The sequence below is a fragment of the Bacillus sp. TCT6 genome, assembly GCF_056033845.1.
Window position 1 is genome coordinate 4404529 of the sequence record NZ_JBVYHX010000001.1, and the last position, 18898, is coordinate 4423426.

Here is an 18898-nt window from a genome sequence, read left to right on the forward strand (position 1 = left end):
AAACTAGTCTCTAGGAAAGGAAGACTTTACATGATATATCCTTACAAAGAAAAAAATCCGAAAATTGCGAGTAGTGCTTTTATCGCTGACTATGTTACGATTACAGGCGATGTTTCCGTTGGCGAGGAATCAAGTATTTGGTTTAATACAGTCATCCGTGGTGATGTGTCAGCAACAATCATTGGAGACCGAGTAAATGTACAAGACCAATGTACACTCCACCAAAGCCCTCAGTATCCTCTTATTTTAGAAGATGATGTTACAGTTGGGCATCAAGTTATTTTACATAGCTGTCATATTAAAAAGGATGCTTTAATTGGAATGGGATCCATTATATTAGATGGTGCTGAAATTGGCGAAGGAGCTTTTATCGGTGCCGGAAGCCTCGTTTCACAAGGAAAGAAAATTCCACCAAACACGTTAGCTTTCGGTCGTCCCGCGAAAGTCATTCGTGAATTAACAGAAGAAGACCGTAAAGATATGGAGCGTATTCGTACGCAATACGTTGAAAAAGGTCAATATTATAAATCATTACAGAAGTAAATTTCCGCTGCCATAAGATTGGCAGCTTTTTTTATATAAAATCTAACTTTTTCTTTACAAAATATTATTACTCCCTCAACAAAATCTTATTAAAATAAAAGCTAATATCTCCATATATATGTAAACGAGGGAGGAGAATTTTCATGAAGGTCAGTGGATTATATAAAATAGAATGTTACATTTTTAAAGGAATTAATCGCTACTTTGATCAAAAAACATTAAACATCTTTTTCAGCAATATTACCCATATCGGTGGTGCTACTTTCTCCATTGCACTTACACTTTTCTTTTTAATTTTTGCAAAAGGGACTTTACACCAAGCAGCAATCGCTACTGCTATTTCTTTAGCAATTAGCCATATTCCTGTACAAATATTAAAAAGGTGGTATCCACGAAAACGTCCTTATTTAACAATTCAGGATGCGAAATATCCAGTCCATCCATTAAAAGACCACTCTTTCCCGTCTGGTCATACAACAGCCGTTTTCTCTGTCTTCATTCCATTTATTTGCTATAATCCAAGCTTACTTGCTTTCCTATTACCGTTAGCATTATGCGTCGGTATTTCACGTATTTATTTAGGACTTCACTATCCGTCAGATGTGTTCGTCGGCATGTGCCTTGGCACTTGCTCTGGCATCATCTCTTTTTATCAATTCATCCCACTTTTCACATAAAGGAGTGATATGATGAGAGTCGCCATTTTTACCGATACTTTTACGCCACAAGTTAACGGGGTTGCGAAAACGTTAGAACGATTAACAAGTTACTTTCAGAAAGAACAGATCGCCTATTCTGTTTTCGCCCCTCAGCATACAGCTGAAGATAATTTCGTAGCTAATGTGAACAAGATGAGAAGTATCCCGTTAACAATATTATATCCAGAATGTCGCTTTTCTTTTCCTACTCCGCGTATTAAACGGGAACTTCATTCCTTTAAACCTGACATTATTCACATTGCCACACCTTTCAACATGGGACTTTGTGGACTGTATTACGCCAAAAAGTTAAACATCCCAGTTGTCGGTTCTTATCATACTGATTTCGATGCGTATTTACGCTATTACAAAATTGAATTTCTCTCCAATATGCTTTGGAACTATTTAAAATGGTTTCATAGTCATATGCAAAAAAATTTTGTTCCCTCCTCTGAAACATTACATCAATTAAAAAATAAAGGCTTTCAGGCCCTCTCCATTTGGGGACGTGGTGTAGATTGCACACTCTTTCATCCAGCTTACAATACAGACCTATTCCGAAAAAAATATAATATTACAGCGAAGTACGTTCTTTCCTATGTAGGACGAATTGCTCCTGAAAAAGATATTGATACGTTGCAAAACCTTATCGTTAAAACATCGCATACTCGAAACGACATTCATTGGCTCATCGCAGGAGACGGACCTCTAGCAACAAATTTGCGTGAAGCTGTTCCACAAACAAATGTCACTTTTACTGGCTATTTACAAAGTGCAGATTTAGCTGAAGCATATGCTTGTTCTAACATAATGGTATTTCCATCAGCTACTGAAACATTCGGAAATGTCGTACTTGAATCACTCGCATGTGGCACACCTGTCATTGGTGCAAATAGTGGCGGGGTTAAAAATATTATTACAGATGGAAAAACGGGAATTCTTTGTCCCCCTAAAAATGAGGATGCATTTCTATCATCCATTTATTCTTTATTGCAAAATGAAGAAAAACTTGAGCAGATGGGAATAGCAGCTTCATCTTTTGCAAAATCAAAAAGCTGGGATGAGATCTTTCGCGGCTTACTTAACCAGTATGAAGAAGTCCTTCAGCATACCGCATCAGAGTTACTTGCTTGAACAGAAAAACTCCCTTCAAAAAACGAAGGGAGTTTATTACACACTTGTAAATTTTAGTTGAATGAATGATACATAAGGTGAAATATCATTTATTTCCATATTCATTATAGCAAAAATAAACATAACTAAACAGACTTGTAATAAAAACCCATAAAAATTAATATATGGTTATACAGTGTTTTTGCTGTATAATGATTTTAAGAATTCCCCTTAAAATCAACTTACTCACATACCTTTATACAGCAATTGTTCCCCAATTCTGTATATCAAAAAACCTTTCATTCATTTGAAAGGTCTTTTTGAGCCTGCACATATTCTTCTTTTGTATTTACATTTATAAACCAATCTGTATTCGCTTGTACATCTTCTCCAGCAACATACTTCACATTACATTGTGATAAAAGCTGCCCCATACTTCTTTTCTCTTCCTGAAGTAAAGCATAAATCTTTTCTTTCACGCGGTTATGATACGCTGCAAGTAGCGGCTGTTTTCTTCCATTAATAATAGGTACAACTGCATCATATTCATTGCTCGTTTGCTCCAGTAAAATGGTAAACCATTCATGCGAAACATTTGGCGCATCGCAAGGCATAATAGCATACCAATCTGCTTCTATGTATTCCATTCCTGATACAATACCGGCCAGCGGTCCATTCCCTTTATAGTGCGGGATATCTTCTATAACAGGAACTTGTACGAATTGCTCTACTCGCTCTTTTATATCAGAATGACTAATGACTACAACTTCTTGGAGCGCACTTGTCATCTCTTTCAAAATATGCTCAATAAAAGTACTACCTTGCCAGCTCGCTAACGCTTTCGGCTCACCAAATCTACTCGACATACCGCCCGCTAATACAATTCCAGCCCACCTACTCATTGGCGATGTAGCTCAAATGTAATATGGCCTAATTCCGGTAAAATTAATTTATTCATCGCAAGGCGAACCGCCCCGCTCGATCCTGGCATCGAGAAAACTACTTTGCGCCCAATTGTACCCCCAATCGCTCTACTTAACATTGCGCTGCTCCCGATATCTTCTAAATAACTAATCATGCGGAACAACTCACCAAACCCGACAATCTCTTTATCTAATAGAGCTGACACTGCTTCAATTGTTACATCACGCTTCGTAATACCAGTACCGCCATTTGTTAATACAACATCTACATCTTCCTTATGATAACCAGCTAACACTGCTTGCTGAATACTTTCTTTATCATCTTTTACAATTTCATAAGAGGTTACTGTATGGCCCGCTTCTTTTAACAATTCATGTAATAGTTGTCCGCTCTTATCCGTTTCTTCCGTACGTGTATCGGAAATCGTAACAATCTTGCAACGCACTTCTTTTGGGGCTTGTTTTTTATGTTCAGTTACACTCATTTTTTATCTTTCCTTTCTTAAAGACTTTTCTTCATTTTATCATACATATCTTTACACAATTATGTATGAAGCCAATCATGCGACATGATACAATATAAGTATACTAATCCACAAAAAGGAAAGTGCACTTTCTTATACTCCTAGACTACACATCTTTAGCTACTCCTTATATTTTCTACATAATAGAATTCAATTTTAAAACTTGTACTAAAAAATAAATTGGAGGTCTACATATTATGGAACTATATAAAAAATTAACAACAACATTTATCCTCTTATTCATCGCTTCAATCACTGTCGGCTTTTCCTTAAAAGGCGCAATTCCATACGCTACATTAGTAAGCATTATATTCGCGACACTATTTTTACTAAGCAGTGCCTTTTGCGCAAGTAAAGCACGTCAAATGAACGGTTGATTACATATGTTCCAGAAGAAACCCACCCTTTGTAAATCATGTAAAAAGGAAATACAAACGTATGAAAAGGCTTGGATTCATATGCCATTTCCAGCAAGTGGCATGACTAATATGAAAAAGTATATTGAGCTAGATGGAGAAGTATATTGTAGTTCATGTATTCAAATTGTAAGTAAAACGAAATAAAAAAAGCTTTGCGCTCACCGCGCAAAGCTTTTTTTCATATATTATAGACCAGCTTGCTCTTTTAAAGCTGCAGCTTTGTCTGTACGTTCCCATGAAAGATCTACATCAGTACGTCCGAAGTGGCCGTAAGCTGCTGTTTGTTTGTAAATTGGGCGACGTAAGTCTAGCATTTTAATAATACCAGCTGGGCGAAGATCGAAGTTGTTACGAACTAGTTCTACTAGTACGTCTTCAGATACTTTACCTGTGCCGAATGTATCAACTGAAATTGATACTGGTTGTGCTACACCGATTGCGTATGCAAGTTGTACTTCTGCTTTGTCAGCAAGACCAGCTGCTACGATGTTTTTCGCAACATAACGAGCTGCATATGCTGCAGAACGGTCAACTTTTGTTGCATCTTTACCAGAGAATGCACCGCCACCGTGGCGAGCGTATCCACCGTAAGTATCAACGATGATTTTACGTCCTGTTAAGCCAGCATCACCTTGTGGTCCACCAATTACGAAGCGACCAGTTGGATTAATGAAGAATTTCGTTTCTCCATCCATTAATTCTGCTGGTACTACAGCTTTAATTACGTGCTCTTTTAAGTCGCGATCGATTTCTTCCCATGTAACATCTGGGTGATGTTGTGTAGAAATTACGATAGTATCAACACGTACTGGTTTACCATTTTCATCATACTCAACTGTAACTTGCGTTTTTCCATCTGGACGTAAGTATGATAATGTATCATCTTTACGTACTTCAGTTAAACGGCGAGCTAATTTGTGAGCAAGCGAGATTGGAAGTGGCATTAATTCTTGTGTTTCATTACATGCAAAACCAAACATTAAACCTTGGTCTCCTGCACCAATTGCCTCAATCTCAGCGTCAGTCATTTGACCTTCGCGTGCTTCTAGCGCTTGGTCAACACCCATAGCGATGTCAGCAGACTGCTCATCGATAGATGTTAAAACAGCACAAGTTTCTGCATCGAATCCGTATTTTGCGCGTGTGTAACCAATGCCTTGAATTGTTTCACGAACGATTTTCGGAATATCTACGTAAGTAGAAGTCGTAATTTCCCCCGCTACCAATACTAAACCAGTTGTTACAGTTGTTTCACAAGCTACACGTGCATTTGCGTCTTTTGATAAGATCGCATCTAAAATTGAATCAGAAATTTGGTCACAAATTTTATCTGGATGTCCTTCAGTTACAGACTCAGATGTGAACAGATGACGTTTTTTTGTCATGTGGTAAACCTCCCTACAGTAATTGTATATATTGTACGGAACTCATCCTTAATTTGCCACAAACTGCGACATACATTTATTCTCCCACACAAGCATACAGAAAAACCTTTCCTACTTTACATAGAGGAAAGGTTTAATTTGCTACTTGCATACTGCTTTTTGCCCTTCGCTCTTATCGTTCGAGACCTGTAGCCTCGCACAGGTTTTAGCACCTATTCACCTGCATTTATCAATACAAGTGAGGTTGCTGGGCTTCATCGGGCCTGTCCCTCCGCCAGCTCGGGATAAGAGAGTATCCGTCCCAACCTATACTAAAGAAATGATATTCATTTGTCAATTAATATTCACATTTTCCTGAAAGTTTTTCTCAATACGCCTAAAATGAAATATTAATAGGGAAATAATACATTCACACAAACAAAAAGAAATAAATAGTATACATTATTTATATAATTGTGTTATACTCTTGTTGGGGATTACGAGAAATATTTCATTAAATGAAAAGGATGGTATATAAATATGAGTACTGTGAATGTCCAAATTGGTTTACACGAATTATTGAACGGAAGCAATGCACAGATTCAACTAAGTGTTCCGCAATTAGTGGAAAAAGTATTAATGCGAAATGAAGGGAAATTAACTTCTACTGGTGCCGTTTCTGCTTCAACAGGAAAATATACAGGACGTTCTCCTAAAGATAAATTTATTGTGAAAGAAGCATCGGTTGCTGACAAAATTGCTTGGGGAGCTGTGAACCAACCGATTTCTGAAGAACATTTTAATAAATTATATACTAAAGTTTTAGAATACTTAAAAGAAAAAGAAGAGTTATTCGTCTTCAAAGGATTTGCAGGCGCTGACCGCAATTACCGCCTACCAATTCAAGTTATTAATGAATATGCATGGCACAATTTATTTGTACATCAATTATTCATTCGTCCAACTGAAGAAGAATTAACAACTCATGAGTCAGGGTTCACAATTGTTTCTGCACCGAATTTCAAAGCTGATCCAGCTGTTGACGGTACAAACTCTGAAGCATTCATTATGGTTTCATTCGAAAAACGTATTGTACTAATTGGTGGTACAGAATACGCTGGAGAAATGAAAAAATCAATCTTCTCTATTATGAACTTCTTACTACCTGAACAAGATATTCTTTCTATGCATTGCTCTGCAAACGTAGGTGAAGAAGGTGACGTAGCACTATTCTTCGGTTTATCTGGAACAGGTAAAACAACTTTATCTGCTGATCCAAACCGTAAATTAATCGGTGATGATGAGCACGGTTGGTCTGATAACGGTGTATTCAATATTGAAGGCGGTTGCTATGCAAAATGTGTAAACCTTTCTCACGAGAAAGAACCACAAATTTTCGATGCAATCAAATTCGGATCCGTTTTAGAAAACGTTATCATTAATAACCAAACGCGTATCGCAGACTACAACGATACTACTTTAACAGAAAATACTCGTGCTGCATACCCTATGCATGCGATCGACAATATCGTACTGCCAAGTGTTGCTGGACACCCAAATACTATTATTTTCTTAACTGCTGATGCATCTGGCGTATTGCCTCCAATCAGTAAGTTATCAAAAGAGCAAGCTATGTATCATTTCTTAAGTGGTTACACTAGTAAACTAGCAGGAACAGAGCGCGGTGTTACATCTCCGCAAGCTACATTCTCAACTTGCTTCGGTTCACCATTCTTACCACTTGATGCATCTCGCTACGCTGAAATGCTTGGTGAAAAAATCGAGAAACACGATGCGAAAGTATTCCTAGTAAACACTGGCTGGACTGGCGGCGAATACGGCGTTGGTAAACGTATGAACTTAGGTTATACTCGTGCAATGATTCAAGCAGCATTAAGCGGTGAACTTGCAAAAACTGAAACAGCTAAACATGACATCTTCGGTCTTGAAGTTCCACTTCACGTACCAGGTGTACCTGACGAAGTGTTAATGCCTGAACAAACTTGGGCTGATAAAGCTTCTTACAAAGCAAAAGCAATCGAGCTTGCAAATGAATTCAAAGAGAACTTCAAAAAGTTCGAAAGCGTTTCTGAAGATATTATTAACTTAGGCGGCCCAATCGCTTAAATTAACACTTTCTGTTGGAATAACCCTTTACTCATATGAATAAGTGTCGTGTAACCGTAAAGTTTCGCGTACTCACCGACAAAACCCAATGCGGCTTAACGGTTACACACACTTACATAAAAAAGAAGCTTACGTTTTTACGTAAGCTTCTTTTTATATCTTATATAAAGTGAAACGTTAATCTCTTCATCTGTGACTTAGTTCAATAAATTACAGAAAATTCATTTTATACTCATTCATTTTTAGTTTTTTATGATACAATTTACATATACAGGAAAGGGTGAAGCCTATGAAAAATTTTTCTCGTGCAGGAAAAATTTTATTCATTTACGGAGCGATCCAAATTTTTTGGGGACTTGTAATGCTTAACGTTAATTTATTTGAGCATACAAGTGAAACGATAAAATATATTATTCTAATTATCGGAATAATTTGTTGTATTATATCCAAATTTTTTAAAGAACATAAAAGTCCTACTAATACGTGATTTCATGTTAACTTATTAGAAGCAGAAACCTGCATTTCAGGCAAAGTTTCGCTTCCTGTTGTACTATCCATCACTGAATCACTTATCCCAGAGTAAACCTATTTCCACAGGGACAAATCACGGTTTCGAACATATAAATTATATCCCTACTCATTACATCTCTCTGGTTTCACATCGCATGAGGCTAAAAGAGGCTCTGACCGCTTCTATCCCTCGCTGGATCCTCTATTCCATCCAAAAGAGGTTTTTTATCTTTTTATCTTTTTTAGCTCTTCGTTAATTCTTTCTCATCTTTCATGCTATAGTATCCTAAATTCACAACGATTAAGAAATAACCACCCATAATCCCTACTGCAAATGCCCACATAACCATGTGGTGCTCAATTTCGTACATAATAATAGCACCCAAAATGGCAGCTGCAAAACGGTTAAACATACCGAGTGTCGGTGCTTTCGTCTTCTTTACAATACTATCTCCAAGCTTCTCAATTCTTCTCCCTAAAAGCCAAACGCAATACATACTTACAATAAGCCCAATTCCAGCGCCTAAAAAGTGTGCTGAAAACGGTGTTAACATCCAACCTAGTAACAAAATACCTAGTATATAATACGATTGGATTTTAAATGATCTTAGTGACATACTAATCATGCTGTACCTCTCTTCATTCGTTCTTATCTATTCAACAAAAAATTTCTTTCAAATTCATATTCCTTACATCCATTTCACTCAAATTAAAAACAACATAAACCGTATGTTTATGTTGTTTAAATGTTTTTAGGAAATAATATTATACAAGATTTCGAACATCATATTCTCATATTTTGTGACGGTTTTCCAAACTTTTTTCGTCCATTTATGAAAAAAATGATATCAATCTATGAACATACGGATATGATGTAATAAGCACACAAATAAAGGGGGCGTCTAATGATTTATTTTTTAATGGCTCTCATTCACCTCATTATCCCTGCACTTATCGGACTTTCATTGTATTGGTACACGAAAAACCATAGCATTTTTTACGCTGTCCTCGGTGTTCTTCTTCCAGGTATTATTCTTATTACACTCTTCCGTATTCCATTTTTAAACTTAATTCCACTTATTACTGCTATCTTATTTCTCATCTTCTTACCAAAAATAAAAAAATAGGAAAGCAGATCATAGGTGATCTGTTTTCCTATTTTGATATAGGTTCCCCTGCAATAGAATGAACTTTTACTTTCTCCGATTTCACAAACCATAAACCGACAAAAATGATAATTCCACCGATGATTTGTTGAAACGATACATATTCATTTGCCCAGACAGCTGCAAATAAAACAGCTACAAGCGGCGTTATATACATATATACCATCGTATGTGACGCCCCAATTTTTTGAACACCAACATACCACATGACTAAGCCGAATACTGTTACAAAGAAAATGGAATATAGTAAGGCGAATAGTGTCATTCCGTGTGTAATGTGAAATGGCATTATAAATACATATGGTCCACTTAACAATAAAAGCGGAATCGCGCCAACTAAGGCTGACCATGCGGTAACACGTAGTGCTGAATATTTTTTAATTAATGGTCCTGCTAAAACAGGATAAAGCCCCCAGCATATTGATGTAATAAGTCCAATTCCATTGCCATAAAAAGAACTAGCAAGTGAATGTCCTGCTACTAAAACTAATGCTGCACCACTAAAGGCAATGATAGAACCTATGAGCTTTCGAGAAGAAAACTTTTCTTGTTTCAGAAAAATCGCAAATACAGTTGTAAAAATAGGTGAAATAGAAATGAGTAAAGAGGCATTTGTAGCGGATGTATATTTGACAGTTTCCATAAATAACGTTTGATACAGTACAATACCTACAACGCTAACGATGATTAATCTAGGTATATCCTTTCGCTCCATATAAACCGACTTTTCAATAAAAAAAGTAAGAAGTAACAGGAGCGGTGCCGCCGCCATCATACGAAGTGCGGTAAACTCAATTGTTGTAAATTCTAAAAGTCCATACTTCGCAATTGTATAGTTAATCCCCCAAATAATAACAACACTTAAAATTAATAACTCAATTCCCCATCTTCTCATGCGTATCCCCTCCGCAAAGAAAATTATACAGAAAATTCAATCATGTGTACATTTCATTATGTGAAAAAACTTTTTATAATATGAAACGTTTTGGTAAATGAAATTATATTGGCGCAACTCCATTTATATCGGCGACTTCCCAAATATATCGACTTATAAAATAAAAAAAGGTGATTCCAAAATACATTTTGGAATCACCTTTCCTTTACTATACTCGAACGTGTAATTTCATATTTGGATTATAAAACTGGCTTGGGCTCTTCAACTGAAAAGTTCCTCCACCTTCATGCCAATCAACCGTTAACTTATCGTCCATAAATACAAGCTTTGTACGATCAGCGATAAAATTCATTGTGCTTGATTCAATATCCACATCGCGCTCATCTTTCTCTGCTACAGCTACTAAATCGATGATTCCGCTCATGACACAACCGCAACCCTCATTATCGTAAAATAACTTTATATATTTCGCTTCACTTGGAATCGTATCCATAATCTTTTTATATGCTGCTTCTGTTACAGTAACGTACATATGTTAATCTTCATCCTCTCTTCTCTTATCATTCATATATTGTATCACCATTTTTCTTAAAATTTATATACAGAAAATTAAGACTAATATACAATGTATGTGATAAAGTTTCAGCAATCGAGCTTTTATGAGTAGTTCATACAGGAGAAAGGAGGTTTGCTATCCGTGTTCAAACTACAACGATATCCTATTTTATTAAGTCTATTTGGTAGTTTCTTCATTTCTAGCGAAATGCTATTACAGCATGTACTTCCCTATTCTCCTTCTATCGGCTGGATTCTAGGCTTTATTTGTTTCCTATCGCTTCTTATTTCGCTACGAAGAATACAAACAACTCATAAAGCAAGAATCATCTTAAGGAGGATTATTAAACATGCCAGCCTTAAAAAAAATAGAGCAATCACTCGATCACTTATTTCAAATTGAAAAATACGGAAAAGATAGTGCCTTTAGTCGATTTATCCCAGCCGTATATGATCCTATCAAATTTCCTTGGCAACAATTTTTCGAAGCAAATTTTGTAGATTTATTTAACGGCCTTATGATGCACGGATTTGAAAATGTAAACAAAGTATTTTTAGCTGTATTCCCTACAGATGACGTTCTTGAAACATTCATTTCACAATCCACACCCGGTGATTTACTCTTTATGCACCATCCCCTTGTAATGGAGTGCGGTGATCCAATTGGAAGATCAGGCCGCGGTTTCATACCAATTCCTGAAAAATATTTGCAAGGAATAAAAGAAAAACAACTTTCTATATATACATGTCACGTACCAATGGATTTTCATCAAACGCATGGAACGAGTATTTCAATTGCAAAAGCATTAAACGCTACTGTAGTGGACGACTTTGCATATGGAGGTCCAGAACAAGAACCAGTTGGCCTTATTTGTGAAATAGATGAAACATCAACAGAAGCACTCCAAAAACATCTAAAACAACTCTTCCAGATCCCTTACACAGACTTCGAAGGTAAACGACATGATTCCATCAAAAAAATCGCAATTATCGCTGGATGTGGCGATGTTGTATCTTTAATGAAGGAAGCAGAAAAAAAAGGTGCCGAAGCATATATTACAGGAGAAATCCATTGCCATATCGACAATGATTACGGGCGACATAAATACTCGCTCATTATGGATTATGTAAAAGAAACAAATATGTCTCTAATTGGGGTGTCACACTCTGCCTCTGAATATTTAGTGAAAGAGACATTGATGTATGATTGGTTTAAAGAGAATTTTGATGTGGATGTTATTTTGCTTCCTCAGGAGAAATGGTGGCTCTAACACTACTTAATTCTCCTACCGCTATTTTTGAAATCTAGACACAAAATACGATCAGCCACACAAAAATATAGAATCCGTAATATACATATAGTAGTTCTATTTTTAAAACTAGATTTTCAAAATATAGAAAGGAGAACGTACATGTATCAACGTAATTGTTTTAGTTGCGATGGCAGACGCAATAGTGGTGGTTCTAACGGAAACACTGGGCCCACTGGTAGCACCGGGGCTACCGGAAGTACTGGACCTTCCGGGCCTACTGGGGCTACCGGACCTACTGGTAGTGCTGGACCTTCCGGAGCTGGTTTCCAAAGTACTACCACCTTCAGTCTAGCAGCGGCCCCCAACTATAAAAAAGGACAAGTTGTCACTTATACGGGCAGTGGCTATGTTGTAAAAAAGGATGCACCTCAAGGATTTCCAAATGTATCTCCGGATTATATCATATTAGTAGAAAGTGGACCTACCGGTAGTACCGGACCTACGGGGAACACCGGACCCATGGGATCTGCCGGTAGTGCTTCAGCAAAAAGTATTGTTTTTCAAGGAACAAATGCTGGTTTTCAACGTATAGCGGGTTCTCCTGGAATTGACTCCAATGTTATTCCATATGTCACTGCTGGAGCCGGTAGTATTGTCGGATTTTCTGCGTCTATAAATATAAATAATTTACCTGCTGCTATTTATACGATTAATATTTGCAGAAATGTCCCAACAAATCTCACAACCCCTTCTTCTAGCTACATCCTATCTACTATTACCTTAACTACTACTGACAAAATTACCGGAACTATGGTATTTTCCATTAAACCAACGGATAGCGGAGCAGGACAAATTCAAGTATTTAATCCTTCTCCGGCAGTAGGTCCCGCTAATGTAACTTGGACTAGCATTACAACTGGAAACCCAGTTGCAAGAGGAGATGCTATATCCCTTTATATTACCCCTGGAATTACTGCAAGTGCTGTATATTCTATTTTTCTCATTACTGATATATAGCAATTCATTCCATAAAAAAAGACCCGAGATTCGGGTCAACAAATAGAAATATAAATGAACTACAACAAATAACAGACAAAGCCATTATATATTTTTCATAGTAAAACATCCATTATTTTCTTTTTACACTATCAATATATTATTTTTCGTTATCGTCCTCTTTTTTAGAACGTCTACCTAAGAAGAACACAAGAACTAATAATATAATTACCAGTAGTACTCCGCCGATAATGTAATATAGCGTGTAGTCTTTTTTCGCTTCTACCGCTGTATCATTTAACTTATCGGCTGTCTTTCCTTCAATTGTAAATTTCTTCGTCCATTCCCACTTTTGATCGCCATCAGTGGCTTTCACTTCTACTCGGTACATTCCTGGATCAAACGCTTTGTTTTCCCAGCTAATAGCGTAATCAAAGTTTGAGTTTGGCGCCATTCTTAAATTTTCTTTTTTCGCTTCAAATAAAACGTCTGTACCTTTTTCTTTATATACCTTTGCATCAACACTTAAATTTTTTAACATTGCTGGCTTTACGTTTTGTAAATTTGCAGTAACAACGTTACGCCCGTTAATTTGTGTTGGCTTTACTTCGTTTAATTTCATGTCTGGTTTTACTTCAGCATCCGTCTCTTTTAAAACAACGCCAATTGCGTATGCATATTTATTTTCAATTTGCACACCTTCATCTTTTTTCTTTGCATTCTCATCTTCTTTTTCTTTAAAGTATAAACCACCTAAAATAACACCATCAAACGACTCACTTGGCATTTCCAAGTTTATATCAACTGTCACTATGCTGTTAGCTGGGACTTTCGTTTCTTTTGGCATTTTAGCAATTTTAGAAAACGGATATTTCAAAGTAGAATCCGTTTTTGGTTCTACTGTACTATAATCTGTAATACCATTGCTATTCGTAATTGCTGTATTAGCAAACGATTCTACCACAACTTCTTTATTCGTATCATTTTTCATTTGGACTTGAATTATTTGCTTTTGTCCAGGTTGCATTTTCAAATCAAAATACGTTTGATTTTTATCAATTTGATTTTCTGGTATAACTGCTGTCACAGCGAATTTCATTTCAGCCGCATATACTGAAAAAGCGTTTACCATGAAGAATGTAATTAATAGTAAGCTAGTAAATAGTTTTTTTACCATCTCTTATGTAGTCCCCTTCATATCCATTTTATAGACAAGAAAGAGATAAGGTTAAAGCCATTCCCTTATCTCTTCTCATTTTCCTCTTTTATCTTAAAATTCCTCTTACTTACATAGGAGCGTCTGTTAGTTCCCAAGTTAGTGAAGTTGTGTATTGTGTTTGTTCTTTTTTCGTTTTACCTGGTACAGATAACTCTACGCTTTGTTTCGCTTCTGTTGCATCTTTACCAAACGTATTTACCCATGTACCCATACCTTGGTTTTCTTTTGCATCGATTAAATCAGATGCTGCACCACTTGGATTTAATGTGATAGATTGTTCTGCTGTTGGTGCGTCGCTACCTGCGTTTGATTTCAAAGCTGAATTTTTTAATGTTAATGCTGCACCATCCAACGCTTTATCATCTGCAGTTTTGAATTGACCATTTTGTTTTACTGTTAAATGCCATCCAGCATTTGTACCACGATTATCTGTTACTTGAACGTAGTTCGGCACGTCAATTACAGAACCGTCTACTTTTTTCTTTACTTTATCTAATTCTGCAAAGTAGATTTCGTTATTCCCTGATGCTTTTTGTGTTTTAAAGTTGAAGTTAGATACATAATCAATACTTAGTGGACCATCTGTACCTTTTTTATCTGGATCAACTGGATCTACAGTTTCATCTGGATTCTCTGGATTAACAACATCAATTTTATCTGTATTTTTCTCGAATTTAATGAATGCTTTTGAGTCTAATTTCCCGCCATCTTTCTCAGCTGCAAATGCAGACGTCCCTACTGATACTGATGATAATGTTACCGCTCCAATTAATGCTATTTTTGCTAGTTTCATAGTTTTATACCCCTTTATAATCATTTTTTAAAATTTAGTCATTCTTAATTTTCAATCTTGTATAAGCTTAGTTTGGTGTATCTTCTAAAGTCCAAGTTAACTCAGCTGAATATTTCGCACCTTTTTCTTTCGCCGTCGTACCTGGTACGAATAAGCTCACACTCTGTTTACCTTGTTCTGTTCCTTTACCAAATGCAGTCGTCCAATCACCCATACCTTTATTCTTTGCGGCAGTAGTAATTTCCACCGCATCTCCACCTGGAGCTAGCGTTACTTTATTTTTAAATGTTGTAGGTGCATATTGTGCATCAGTTACAGAATTTACAGCTGGGTTACTTAAGCTTAAAGCTGCATTTGTTAACTCACTATTACCACTTTTAAATTGTGCATTTTGCTTTACTTTCAATTTCCATCCTGCATTTGTACCACGGTTATCTGTTACAGATACGAAGTTAGGTACTTCAACTGTTTTGCTCCCTTGTTTCACTTTATCCAATTTTGCAAAGTACGTTTGATCATTACCAGAGATAACTTGCTCGCCGAAGTGTAAGTTAGAAACGTAGTTAATACTTAATGGACCTTTTGTTCCTTTTTCATGGTCATCAGGGTTCTCTGGTGTAACTTTTTCATTTGGATTTTCTGGATTGTTTGGATCTGTTGTGCTTGTATCTTCAATAAACGTTACATCGGTTTTTGATTTCATATTTGCTTTCTCTTCCGCAAATGCTGAAGTTCCTACTGCTGCAACTGATGTTAATGATACTGCACCGATTAATGCTAATTTTACTAGTTTCATATGTACCTTCCCCTTTTCTCTGTTTTCATCTATTTTTTATTTTGAATACACTTGCTTTCCCCTAATTCTTTTGAATACATATAGAGATAAAACAATCCTATATATTGTTTGAAGTCCCGTGTCTGGCCTCCTGTTTTCGGTAAATATTTATCTCCATTTTTATTTTTATCAACTGTCTCTTTTTTTGTATTTATCTTTGTCGGATCAGTTGATGTATTTGGTGTATAGCTATTCGAAAATGTAATACCCGCTTTTGAATTCGTACTTGTAGCCGTTACTACATTTGCCATAAGAAACGGCACACATATAACTGTGGAAACGATAATACCAACTATTTTTTTCATTACTCTCTCCTTTCTAAAATTTATATATTTCATATATTTTTAGAGAGGAGCATCGGTTAATGTCCATTCTAGCTGTCCAGCATATTTTGTATTTGCTTTGACATTCGGCCCTGGTTTTACTTGTAAATGAATTCCCTCGTTTTCCTTCCAATTTAATGAAACCTCCTCGTCGTTTTTAGAAGTATACGAGAATGCTTCTATACTAGAATTACTTAAAGGTGTATCCTTTCCATTTCGTTTGTAAATCAATGCTCCCGTCAATGTGTCATTTTGCGCTGAAGTTAATGGTGTAATTTCCTTTACATATACACTCCATTTTTGCTTTTTAACACGATTATCGGTTACCTTTAAAGAATTTGAAATCGCCTTCGGTGTGTATGTCGTTGTTTTCGATGGAATTGTTACATCTCCAAAGGTAATTTCTTTTGGTACGTCTACTAACTTTAAAGCCCCATCAACGACAGTAACCGGTACTTGAATCTCCGCTTGTACACCTTGCTTCGTTTCAATTACAACCGTTACAGTATGATTCCCTATTGTTTTTGTATCCGGAATATTGATTAACTTCATTACTGATATTGGTTTATCTACATCCAAATTCGTATCTACAGATAAATCTGTCACAAATTTAGAAATATCCATTTTTGTTAAATCTGTTCCTTGCACTACTTTTTGTGGGACTGGTTTCCCAGTCGGAATACCTTTATACCTTATTTTTGCGATTCCATCTCGATTACTATCTTGCCCATTCTTATCGTCATCTAAATAGTTTTTAGCTGACACCGGTATTTCAAGATAACCATCTTTATAATATTTCATTACATCAGCACCTTTTACAGGAGAACCTGTAATTGTCATCTCGTAAATTTTCCCGTTGAATTCTTCTGTTTTTAGCGCATTTGCTTTCGCAACCGCAGTGACCTTATTGTTTTTCCTGCTAATATCAAAGAAGCTACTTACATCATCTCCACTTTCCACATCTTGAATGGAAACATCATTCACAGTAAAATCCTTATTCACTTCACTTTCTAATACAAAAGATTTCGCATAGTGAATATCTTTCGATTGAGCAGGCATATTTTGATATACCTTATAAGAAAGTTGACGGGAATTATCTTCCACGATATCTCCTATTACACTTGGAGCTGGAATTTCAATTTGTGCAATCGCTAATTGGTCGTATGATACATTAACACCTGAAGCATTTAATCTAACTTCTAGCGGTAATTCTGTTAAATTATCAAATGTAATTGTCATATCTGCTTCTGGAGTAGCTACTGGGCCTGCTGTTCCAGAAAACTCTATTTTATTATTCCCTTTGTCTTGATACCTAATTGAACTCGTATCATACACGTATAAATTCGTTAAATGACTACCATCATTACGTAACGTTACATTTTTATAACTATTTATCCTTTTGAAATTCCACATTGCCGTTAATGGTACTTTTTTACTTGTTCCGTGTTCATAAAATTCAAAGGAAGCATTATAAGTTTGTCCTGACCTTCCGTTCCCATATAATTGTAAAAAGTTTTTTGCATCACCTTTAGTTATTGGTGTTTTAACATCTACAGATGAAGCTGTCATAGAGTGAATATTAATACGGACATCAATCCATTTCCCTTGATATTCACCAGCTTTTTTTACTAATACGTACTGTTCTCTATTTGAATTTCTAAATGTATATTGACTTTGACCAGTTCTGTCATTGCTACTACCCTTTACCTCATATGTTACTTGTGGGCTCCAAACAAATCTAAAAGCATATTTACCCGGGATAGAAGGCCCTTCACCTGTTCTATTATTTATTACCTTTACATTTGGATATCTAAGAATACTTGTAACAGGACTAGCAGCTAGTAGAGATTGGCTCTTTAATACCTTCTCAGCTTGAATAGCAGGTAATTCCTGATTATTTTCGTTTACCTTATTGCTCTCTTTTAATTCATTTTCCTTTGATACGAGTTCTTCATTAACCTTTTCTTTCTCTAAAGTATTCGTTTCTTTTGGAACTTCAGCATTAGTAGGCTTTATTTCTTGTTTTTTATTTTCTTCCGATACTTTTACTTTTTCATTTTTTTCTTTTTTCACAACTTCCTCTGAAGCCTTTGGATTTTCATCAGAAATAGCTACATTTAAAGCCTCTTTTTTCTCTACAACATGTAGAGAAGGAGATTCAATTTTCTTTTCATTCCCTTCAAACTTCACTATCGGTTCAAATTTGTACTCTCCAGCTTTTTTCATTTGAATGACTACATATACGTCACCGATAAAATTACTTTGTTCATTCTTTTCAATTTTTACAATGTGATCTTCTGTTACTGAAATGTTTTGAATCGCTTTATTATTTTCATTCATTTTTTTCGTTTCTTCTTCATTAAAGAGCTGCTCATTAGATAATTTCAGCTCGATATTAGCATCTTGTTTATTTGTATTTGTAATCTTTAATACTACATTTTCATCAACTTTTATTTCTTGTTTATCCATATGAACGATAAAACGTCCTTGCTCGTCATTTGTAACCGCATAAACTTTCGTTGCAGAGTAGTCTAGCACACCAACTTGTGTAAATAATATTCCTCCAGCGAGAAGTATACGCCCAAATTTCCCTATTTGATTTTGCAATGTACTTCCCTCCCTCGCTTTTTATGCACCGAATA

The 18898-nt window shown here is 36.0% G+C and carries 20 protein-coding genes, 1 pseudogene and 1 riboswitch; of the genes and pseudogenes, 10 read left to right on the top strand and 11 right to left on the bottom strand.

The features are described from left to right. The first annotated feature begins 30 nt into the window (after positions 1 to 30). From AC0ONG_RS22550 to AC0ONG_RS22560, 3 genes are all read left to right on the top strand, one after another. A complete protein-coding gene (locus tag AC0ONG_RS22550; protein WP_000640205.1) occupies positions 31 to 543 on the top strand; it encodes a gamma carbonic anhydrase in 513 nt (170 codons plus the stop codon). Between the two features lie 143 nt (positions 544 to 686). Next, on the top strand, positions 687 to 1220 hold the full coding sequence (locus AC0ONG_RS22555; RefSeq protein WP_000868582.1) for a phosphatase PAP2 family protein: 534 nt from the start codon (positions 687 to 689) through the stop codon (positions 1218 to 1220). A gap of 12 nt (positions 1221 to 1232) precedes the next feature. Then, complete coding sequence (locus AC0ONG_RS22560) at positions 1233 to 2375, top strand: glycosyltransferase family 4 protein (protein WP_001261652.1); 1143 nt, start codon at positions 1233 to 1235, stop codon at positions 2373 to 2375. Between the two features lie 278 nt (positions 2376 to 2653). Here the strand turns inward: AC0ONG_RS22560 and AC0ONG_RS22565 are convergent, their stop codons facing one another. Continuing rightward, a complete protein-coding gene (locus AC0ONG_RS22565) occupies positions 2654 to 3256 on the bottom strand; it encodes a molybdenum cofactor guanylyltransferase (RefSeq protein ID WP_000092360.1) in 603 nt (200 codons plus the stop codon). Then, positions 3253 to 3762 carry a MogA/MoaB family molybdenum cofactor biosynthesis protein gene (locus AC0ONG_RS22570; protein WP_000117130.1) on the bottom strand — a complete coding sequence of 170 codons (510 nt, stop codon included), beginning with the start codon at positions 3760 to 3762 and terminating at the stop codon, positions 3253 to 3255. Before AC0ONG_RS22570 ends, AC0ONG_RS22565 begins: the two co-directional genes overlap by 4 nt. A gap of 236 nt (positions 3763 to 3998) precedes the next feature. Here AC0ONG_RS22570 and AC0ONG_RS22575 point away from each other — a divergent pair, with 236 nt between their 5' ends. Together AC0ONG_RS22575 and AC0ONG_RS22580 are read left to right on the top strand one after the other, a co-directional pair. Beyond that, positions 3999 to 4178 carry a hypothetical protein gene (locus AC0ONG_RS22575; protein WP_474204138.1) on the top strand — a complete coding sequence of 60 codons (180 nt, stop codon included), beginning with the start codon at positions 3999 to 4001 and terminating at the stop codon, positions 4176 to 4178. Positions 4179 to 4184: 6 nt separating this feature from the next. Then, positions 4185 to 4364: a hypothetical protein gene (locus AC0ONG_RS22580; RefSeq protein WP_014895354.1), complete on the top strand. Its 180-nt coding sequence runs from the start codon at positions 4185 to 4187 to the stop codon at positions 4362 to 4364. A gap of 41 nt (positions 4365 to 4405) precedes the next feature. Here AC0ONG_RS22580 and metK read toward each other — a convergent pair whose 3' ends face one another. After that, positions 4406 to 5605, bottom strand: coding sequence for a methionine adenosyltransferase (gene metK, locus AC0ONG_RS22585; RefSeq protein ID WP_000163117.1), 1200 nt, complete (start codon positions 5603 to 5605; stop codon positions 4406 to 4408). 169 nt (positions 5606 to 5774) lie between these two features. Beyond that, positions 5775 to 5896: riboswitch (SAM riboswitch) on the bottom strand. 228 nt (positions 5897 to 6124) lie between these two features. On the opposite strand from metK, the gene pckA reads away from it, so the two are divergent. Beyond that, a complete protein-coding gene (pckA, locus tag AC0ONG_RS22590) occupies positions 6125 to 7711 on the top strand; it encodes a phosphoenolpyruvate carboxykinase (ATP) (RefSeq protein ID WP_016099050.1) in 1587 nt (528 codons plus the stop codon). 289 nt (positions 7712 to 8000) lie between these two features. After that, positions 8001 to 8198: a hypothetical protein gene (locus AC0ONG_RS22595; protein WP_000788101.1), complete on the top strand. Its 198-nt coding sequence runs from the start codon at positions 8001 to 8003 to the stop codon at positions 8196 to 8198. Between the two features lie 265 nt (positions 8199 to 8463). On the opposite strand, the gene AC0ONG_RS22600 is transcribed toward AC0ONG_RS22595, so the two are convergent. After that, entirely contained in the window at positions 8464 to 8847 is a 384-nt protein-coding gene (locus AC0ONG_RS22600; RefSeq protein ID WP_000624926.1) for an ATP synthase subunit I, read from the bottom strand. A gap of 279 nt (positions 8848 to 9126) precedes the next feature. Here AC0ONG_RS22600 and AC0ONG_RS22605 point away from each other — a divergent pair, with 279 nt between their 5' ends. Then, positions 9127 to 9348 carry a hypothetical protein gene (locus AC0ONG_RS22605; protein WP_000639042.1) on the top strand — a complete coding sequence of 74 codons (222 nt, stop codon included), beginning with the start codon at positions 9127 to 9129 and terminating at the stop codon, positions 9346 to 9348. Positions 9349 to 9376: 28 nt separating this feature from the next. On the opposite strand, the gene AC0ONG_RS22610 is transcribed toward AC0ONG_RS22605, so the two are convergent. Continuing rightward, positions 9377 to 10282: a DMT family transporter gene (locus tag AC0ONG_RS22610; RefSeq protein ID WP_001255422.1), complete on the bottom strand. Its 906-nt coding sequence runs from the start codon at positions 10280 to 10282 to the stop codon at positions 9377 to 9379. Positions 10283 to 10490: 208 nt separating this feature from the next. Then, complete coding sequence (locus AC0ONG_RS22615) at positions 10491 to 10814, bottom strand: iron-sulfur cluster biosynthesis family protein (protein ID WP_000289570.1); 324 nt, start codon at positions 10812 to 10814, stop codon at positions 10491 to 10493. A 373-nt stretch (positions 10815 to 11187) separates the two neighbouring features. On the opposite strand from AC0ONG_RS22615, the gene AC0ONG_RS22620 reads away from it, so the two are divergent. After that, a complete protein-coding gene (locus AC0ONG_RS22620; RefSeq protein WP_001111115.1) occupies positions 11188 to 12108 on the top strand; it encodes a Nif3-like dinuclear metal center hexameric protein in 921 nt (306 codons plus the stop codon). A gap of 141 nt (positions 12109 to 12249) precedes the next feature. Then, positions 12250 to 13107 (top strand): collagen-like domain-containing protein, encoded by an 858-nt coding sequence (locus tag AC0ONG_RS22625; RefSeq protein WP_074790622.1) that lies wholly within the window; start codon positions 12250 to 12252, stop codon positions 13105 to 13107. Positions 13108 to 13246: 139 nt separating this feature from the next. Here AC0ONG_RS22625 and AC0ONG_RS22630 read toward each other — a convergent pair whose 3' ends face one another. From AC0ONG_RS22630 to AC0ONG_RS22650, 5 genes and pseudogenes are all read right to left on the bottom strand, one after another. After that, positions 13247 to 14263, bottom strand: coding sequence for a WxLIP family cell surface protein (locus tag AC0ONG_RS22630; protein ID WP_074790621.1), 1017 nt, complete (start codon positions 14261 to 14263; stop codon positions 13247 to 13249). A 109-nt stretch (positions 14264 to 14372) separates the two neighbouring features. Continuing rightward, on the bottom strand, positions 14373 to 15098 hold the full coding sequence (locus AC0ONG_RS22635) for a WxL domain-containing protein (RefSeq protein WP_000761506.1): 726 nt from the start codon (positions 15096 to 15098) through the stop codon (positions 14373 to 14375). A gap of 67 nt (positions 15099 to 15165) precedes the next feature. After that, a complete protein-coding gene (locus AC0ONG_RS22640) occupies positions 15166 to 15894 on the bottom strand; it encodes a WxL domain-containing protein (RefSeq protein WP_420973697.1) in 729 nt (242 codons plus the stop codon). 36 nt (positions 15895 to 15930) lie between these two features. After that, positions 15931 to 16238, bottom strand: a pseudogene (locus tag AC0ONG_RS22645) (cell wall anchor protein). Between the two features lie 39 nt (positions 16239 to 16277). Further along, on the bottom strand, positions 16278 to 18863 hold the full coding sequence (locus tag AC0ONG_RS22650; protein ID WP_474204147.1) for a WxL domain-containing protein: 2586 nt from the start codon (positions 18861 to 18863) through the stop codon (positions 16278 to 16280). Positions 18864 to 18898 lie beyond the last annotated feature (35 nt).

Excerpts from the sequence above, each read along its gene's own strand:
- AC0ONG_RS22605 (WP_000639042.1), top strand. The coding sequence starts at position 9,127 with ATGATTTATTTTTTAATGGCTCTCATTCACCTCATTATCCCTGCACTT.
- AC0ONG_RS22625 (WP_074790622.1), top strand. The coding sequence starts at position 12,250 with ATGTATCAACGTAATTGTTTTAGTTGCGATGGCAGACGCAATAGTGGT.
- AC0ONG_RS22570 (WP_000117130.1), bottom strand. The coding sequence starts at position 3,762 with ATGAGTGTAACTGAACATAAAAAACAAGCCCCAAAAGAAGTGCGTTGC.
- AC0ONG_RS22595 (WP_000788101.1), top strand. The coding sequence starts at position 8,001 with ATGAAAAATTTTTCTCGTGCAGGAAAAATTTTATTCATTTACGGAGCG.
- AC0ONG_RS22600 (WP_000624926.1), bottom strand. The coding sequence starts at position 8,847 with ATGATTAGTATGTCACTAAGATCATTTAAAATCCAATCGTATTATATA.
- AC0ONG_RS22615 (WP_000289570.1), bottom strand. The coding sequence starts at position 10,814 with ATGTACGTTACTGTAACAGAAGCAGCATATAAAAAGATTATGGATACG.
- AC0ONG_RS22565 (WP_000092360.1), bottom strand. The coding sequence starts at position 3,256 with ATGAGTAGGTGGGCTGGAATTGTATTAGCGGGCGGTATGTCGAGTAGA.
- pckA (WP_016099050.1), top strand. The coding sequence starts at position 6,125 with ATGAGTACTGTGAATGTCCAAATTGGTTTACACGAATTATTGAACGGA.
- AC0ONG_RS22560 (WP_001261652.1), top strand. The coding sequence starts at position 1,233 with ATGAGAGTCGCCATTTTTACCGATACTTTTACGCCACAAGTTAACGGG.
- AC0ONG_RS22550 (WP_000640205.1), top strand. The coding sequence starts at position 31 with ATGATATATCCTTACAAAGAAAAAAATCCGAAAATTGCGAGTAGTGCT.
- AC0ONG_RS22580 (WP_014895354.1), top strand. The coding sequence starts at position 4,185 with ATGTTCCAGAAGAAACCCACCCTTTGTAAATCATGTAAAAAGGAAATA.
- AC0ONG_RS22575 (WP_474204138.1), top strand. The coding sequence starts at position 3,999 with ATGGAACTATATAAAAAATTAACAACAACATTTATCCTCTTATTCATC.
- AC0ONG_RS22620 (WP_001111115.1), top strand. The coding sequence starts at position 11,188 with ATGCCAGCCTTAAAAAAAATAGAGCAATCACTCGATCACTTATTTCAA.
- AC0ONG_RS22555 (WP_000868582.1), top strand. The coding sequence starts at position 687 with ATGAAGGTCAGTGGATTATATAAAATAGAATGTTACATTTTTAAAGGA.
- AC0ONG_RS22610 (WP_001255422.1), bottom strand. The coding sequence starts at position 10,282 with ATGAGAAGATGGGGAATTGAGTTATTAATTTTAAGTGTTGTTATTATT.
- metK (WP_000163117.1), bottom strand. The coding sequence starts at position 5,605 with ATGACAAAAAAACGTCATCTGTTCACATCTGAGTCTGTAACTGAAGGA.
- AC0ONG_RS22635 (WP_000761506.1), bottom strand. The coding sequence starts at position 15,098 with ATGAAACTAGCAAAAATAGCATTAATTGGAGCGGTAACATTATCATCA.
- AC0ONG_RS22630 (WP_074790621.1), bottom strand. The coding sequence starts at position 14,263 with ATGGTAAAAAAACTATTTACTAGCTTACTATTAATTACATTCTTCATG.
- AC0ONG_RS22640 (WP_420973697.1), bottom strand. The coding sequence starts at position 15,894 with ATGAAACTAGTAAAATTAGCATTAATCGGTGCAGTATCATTAACATCA.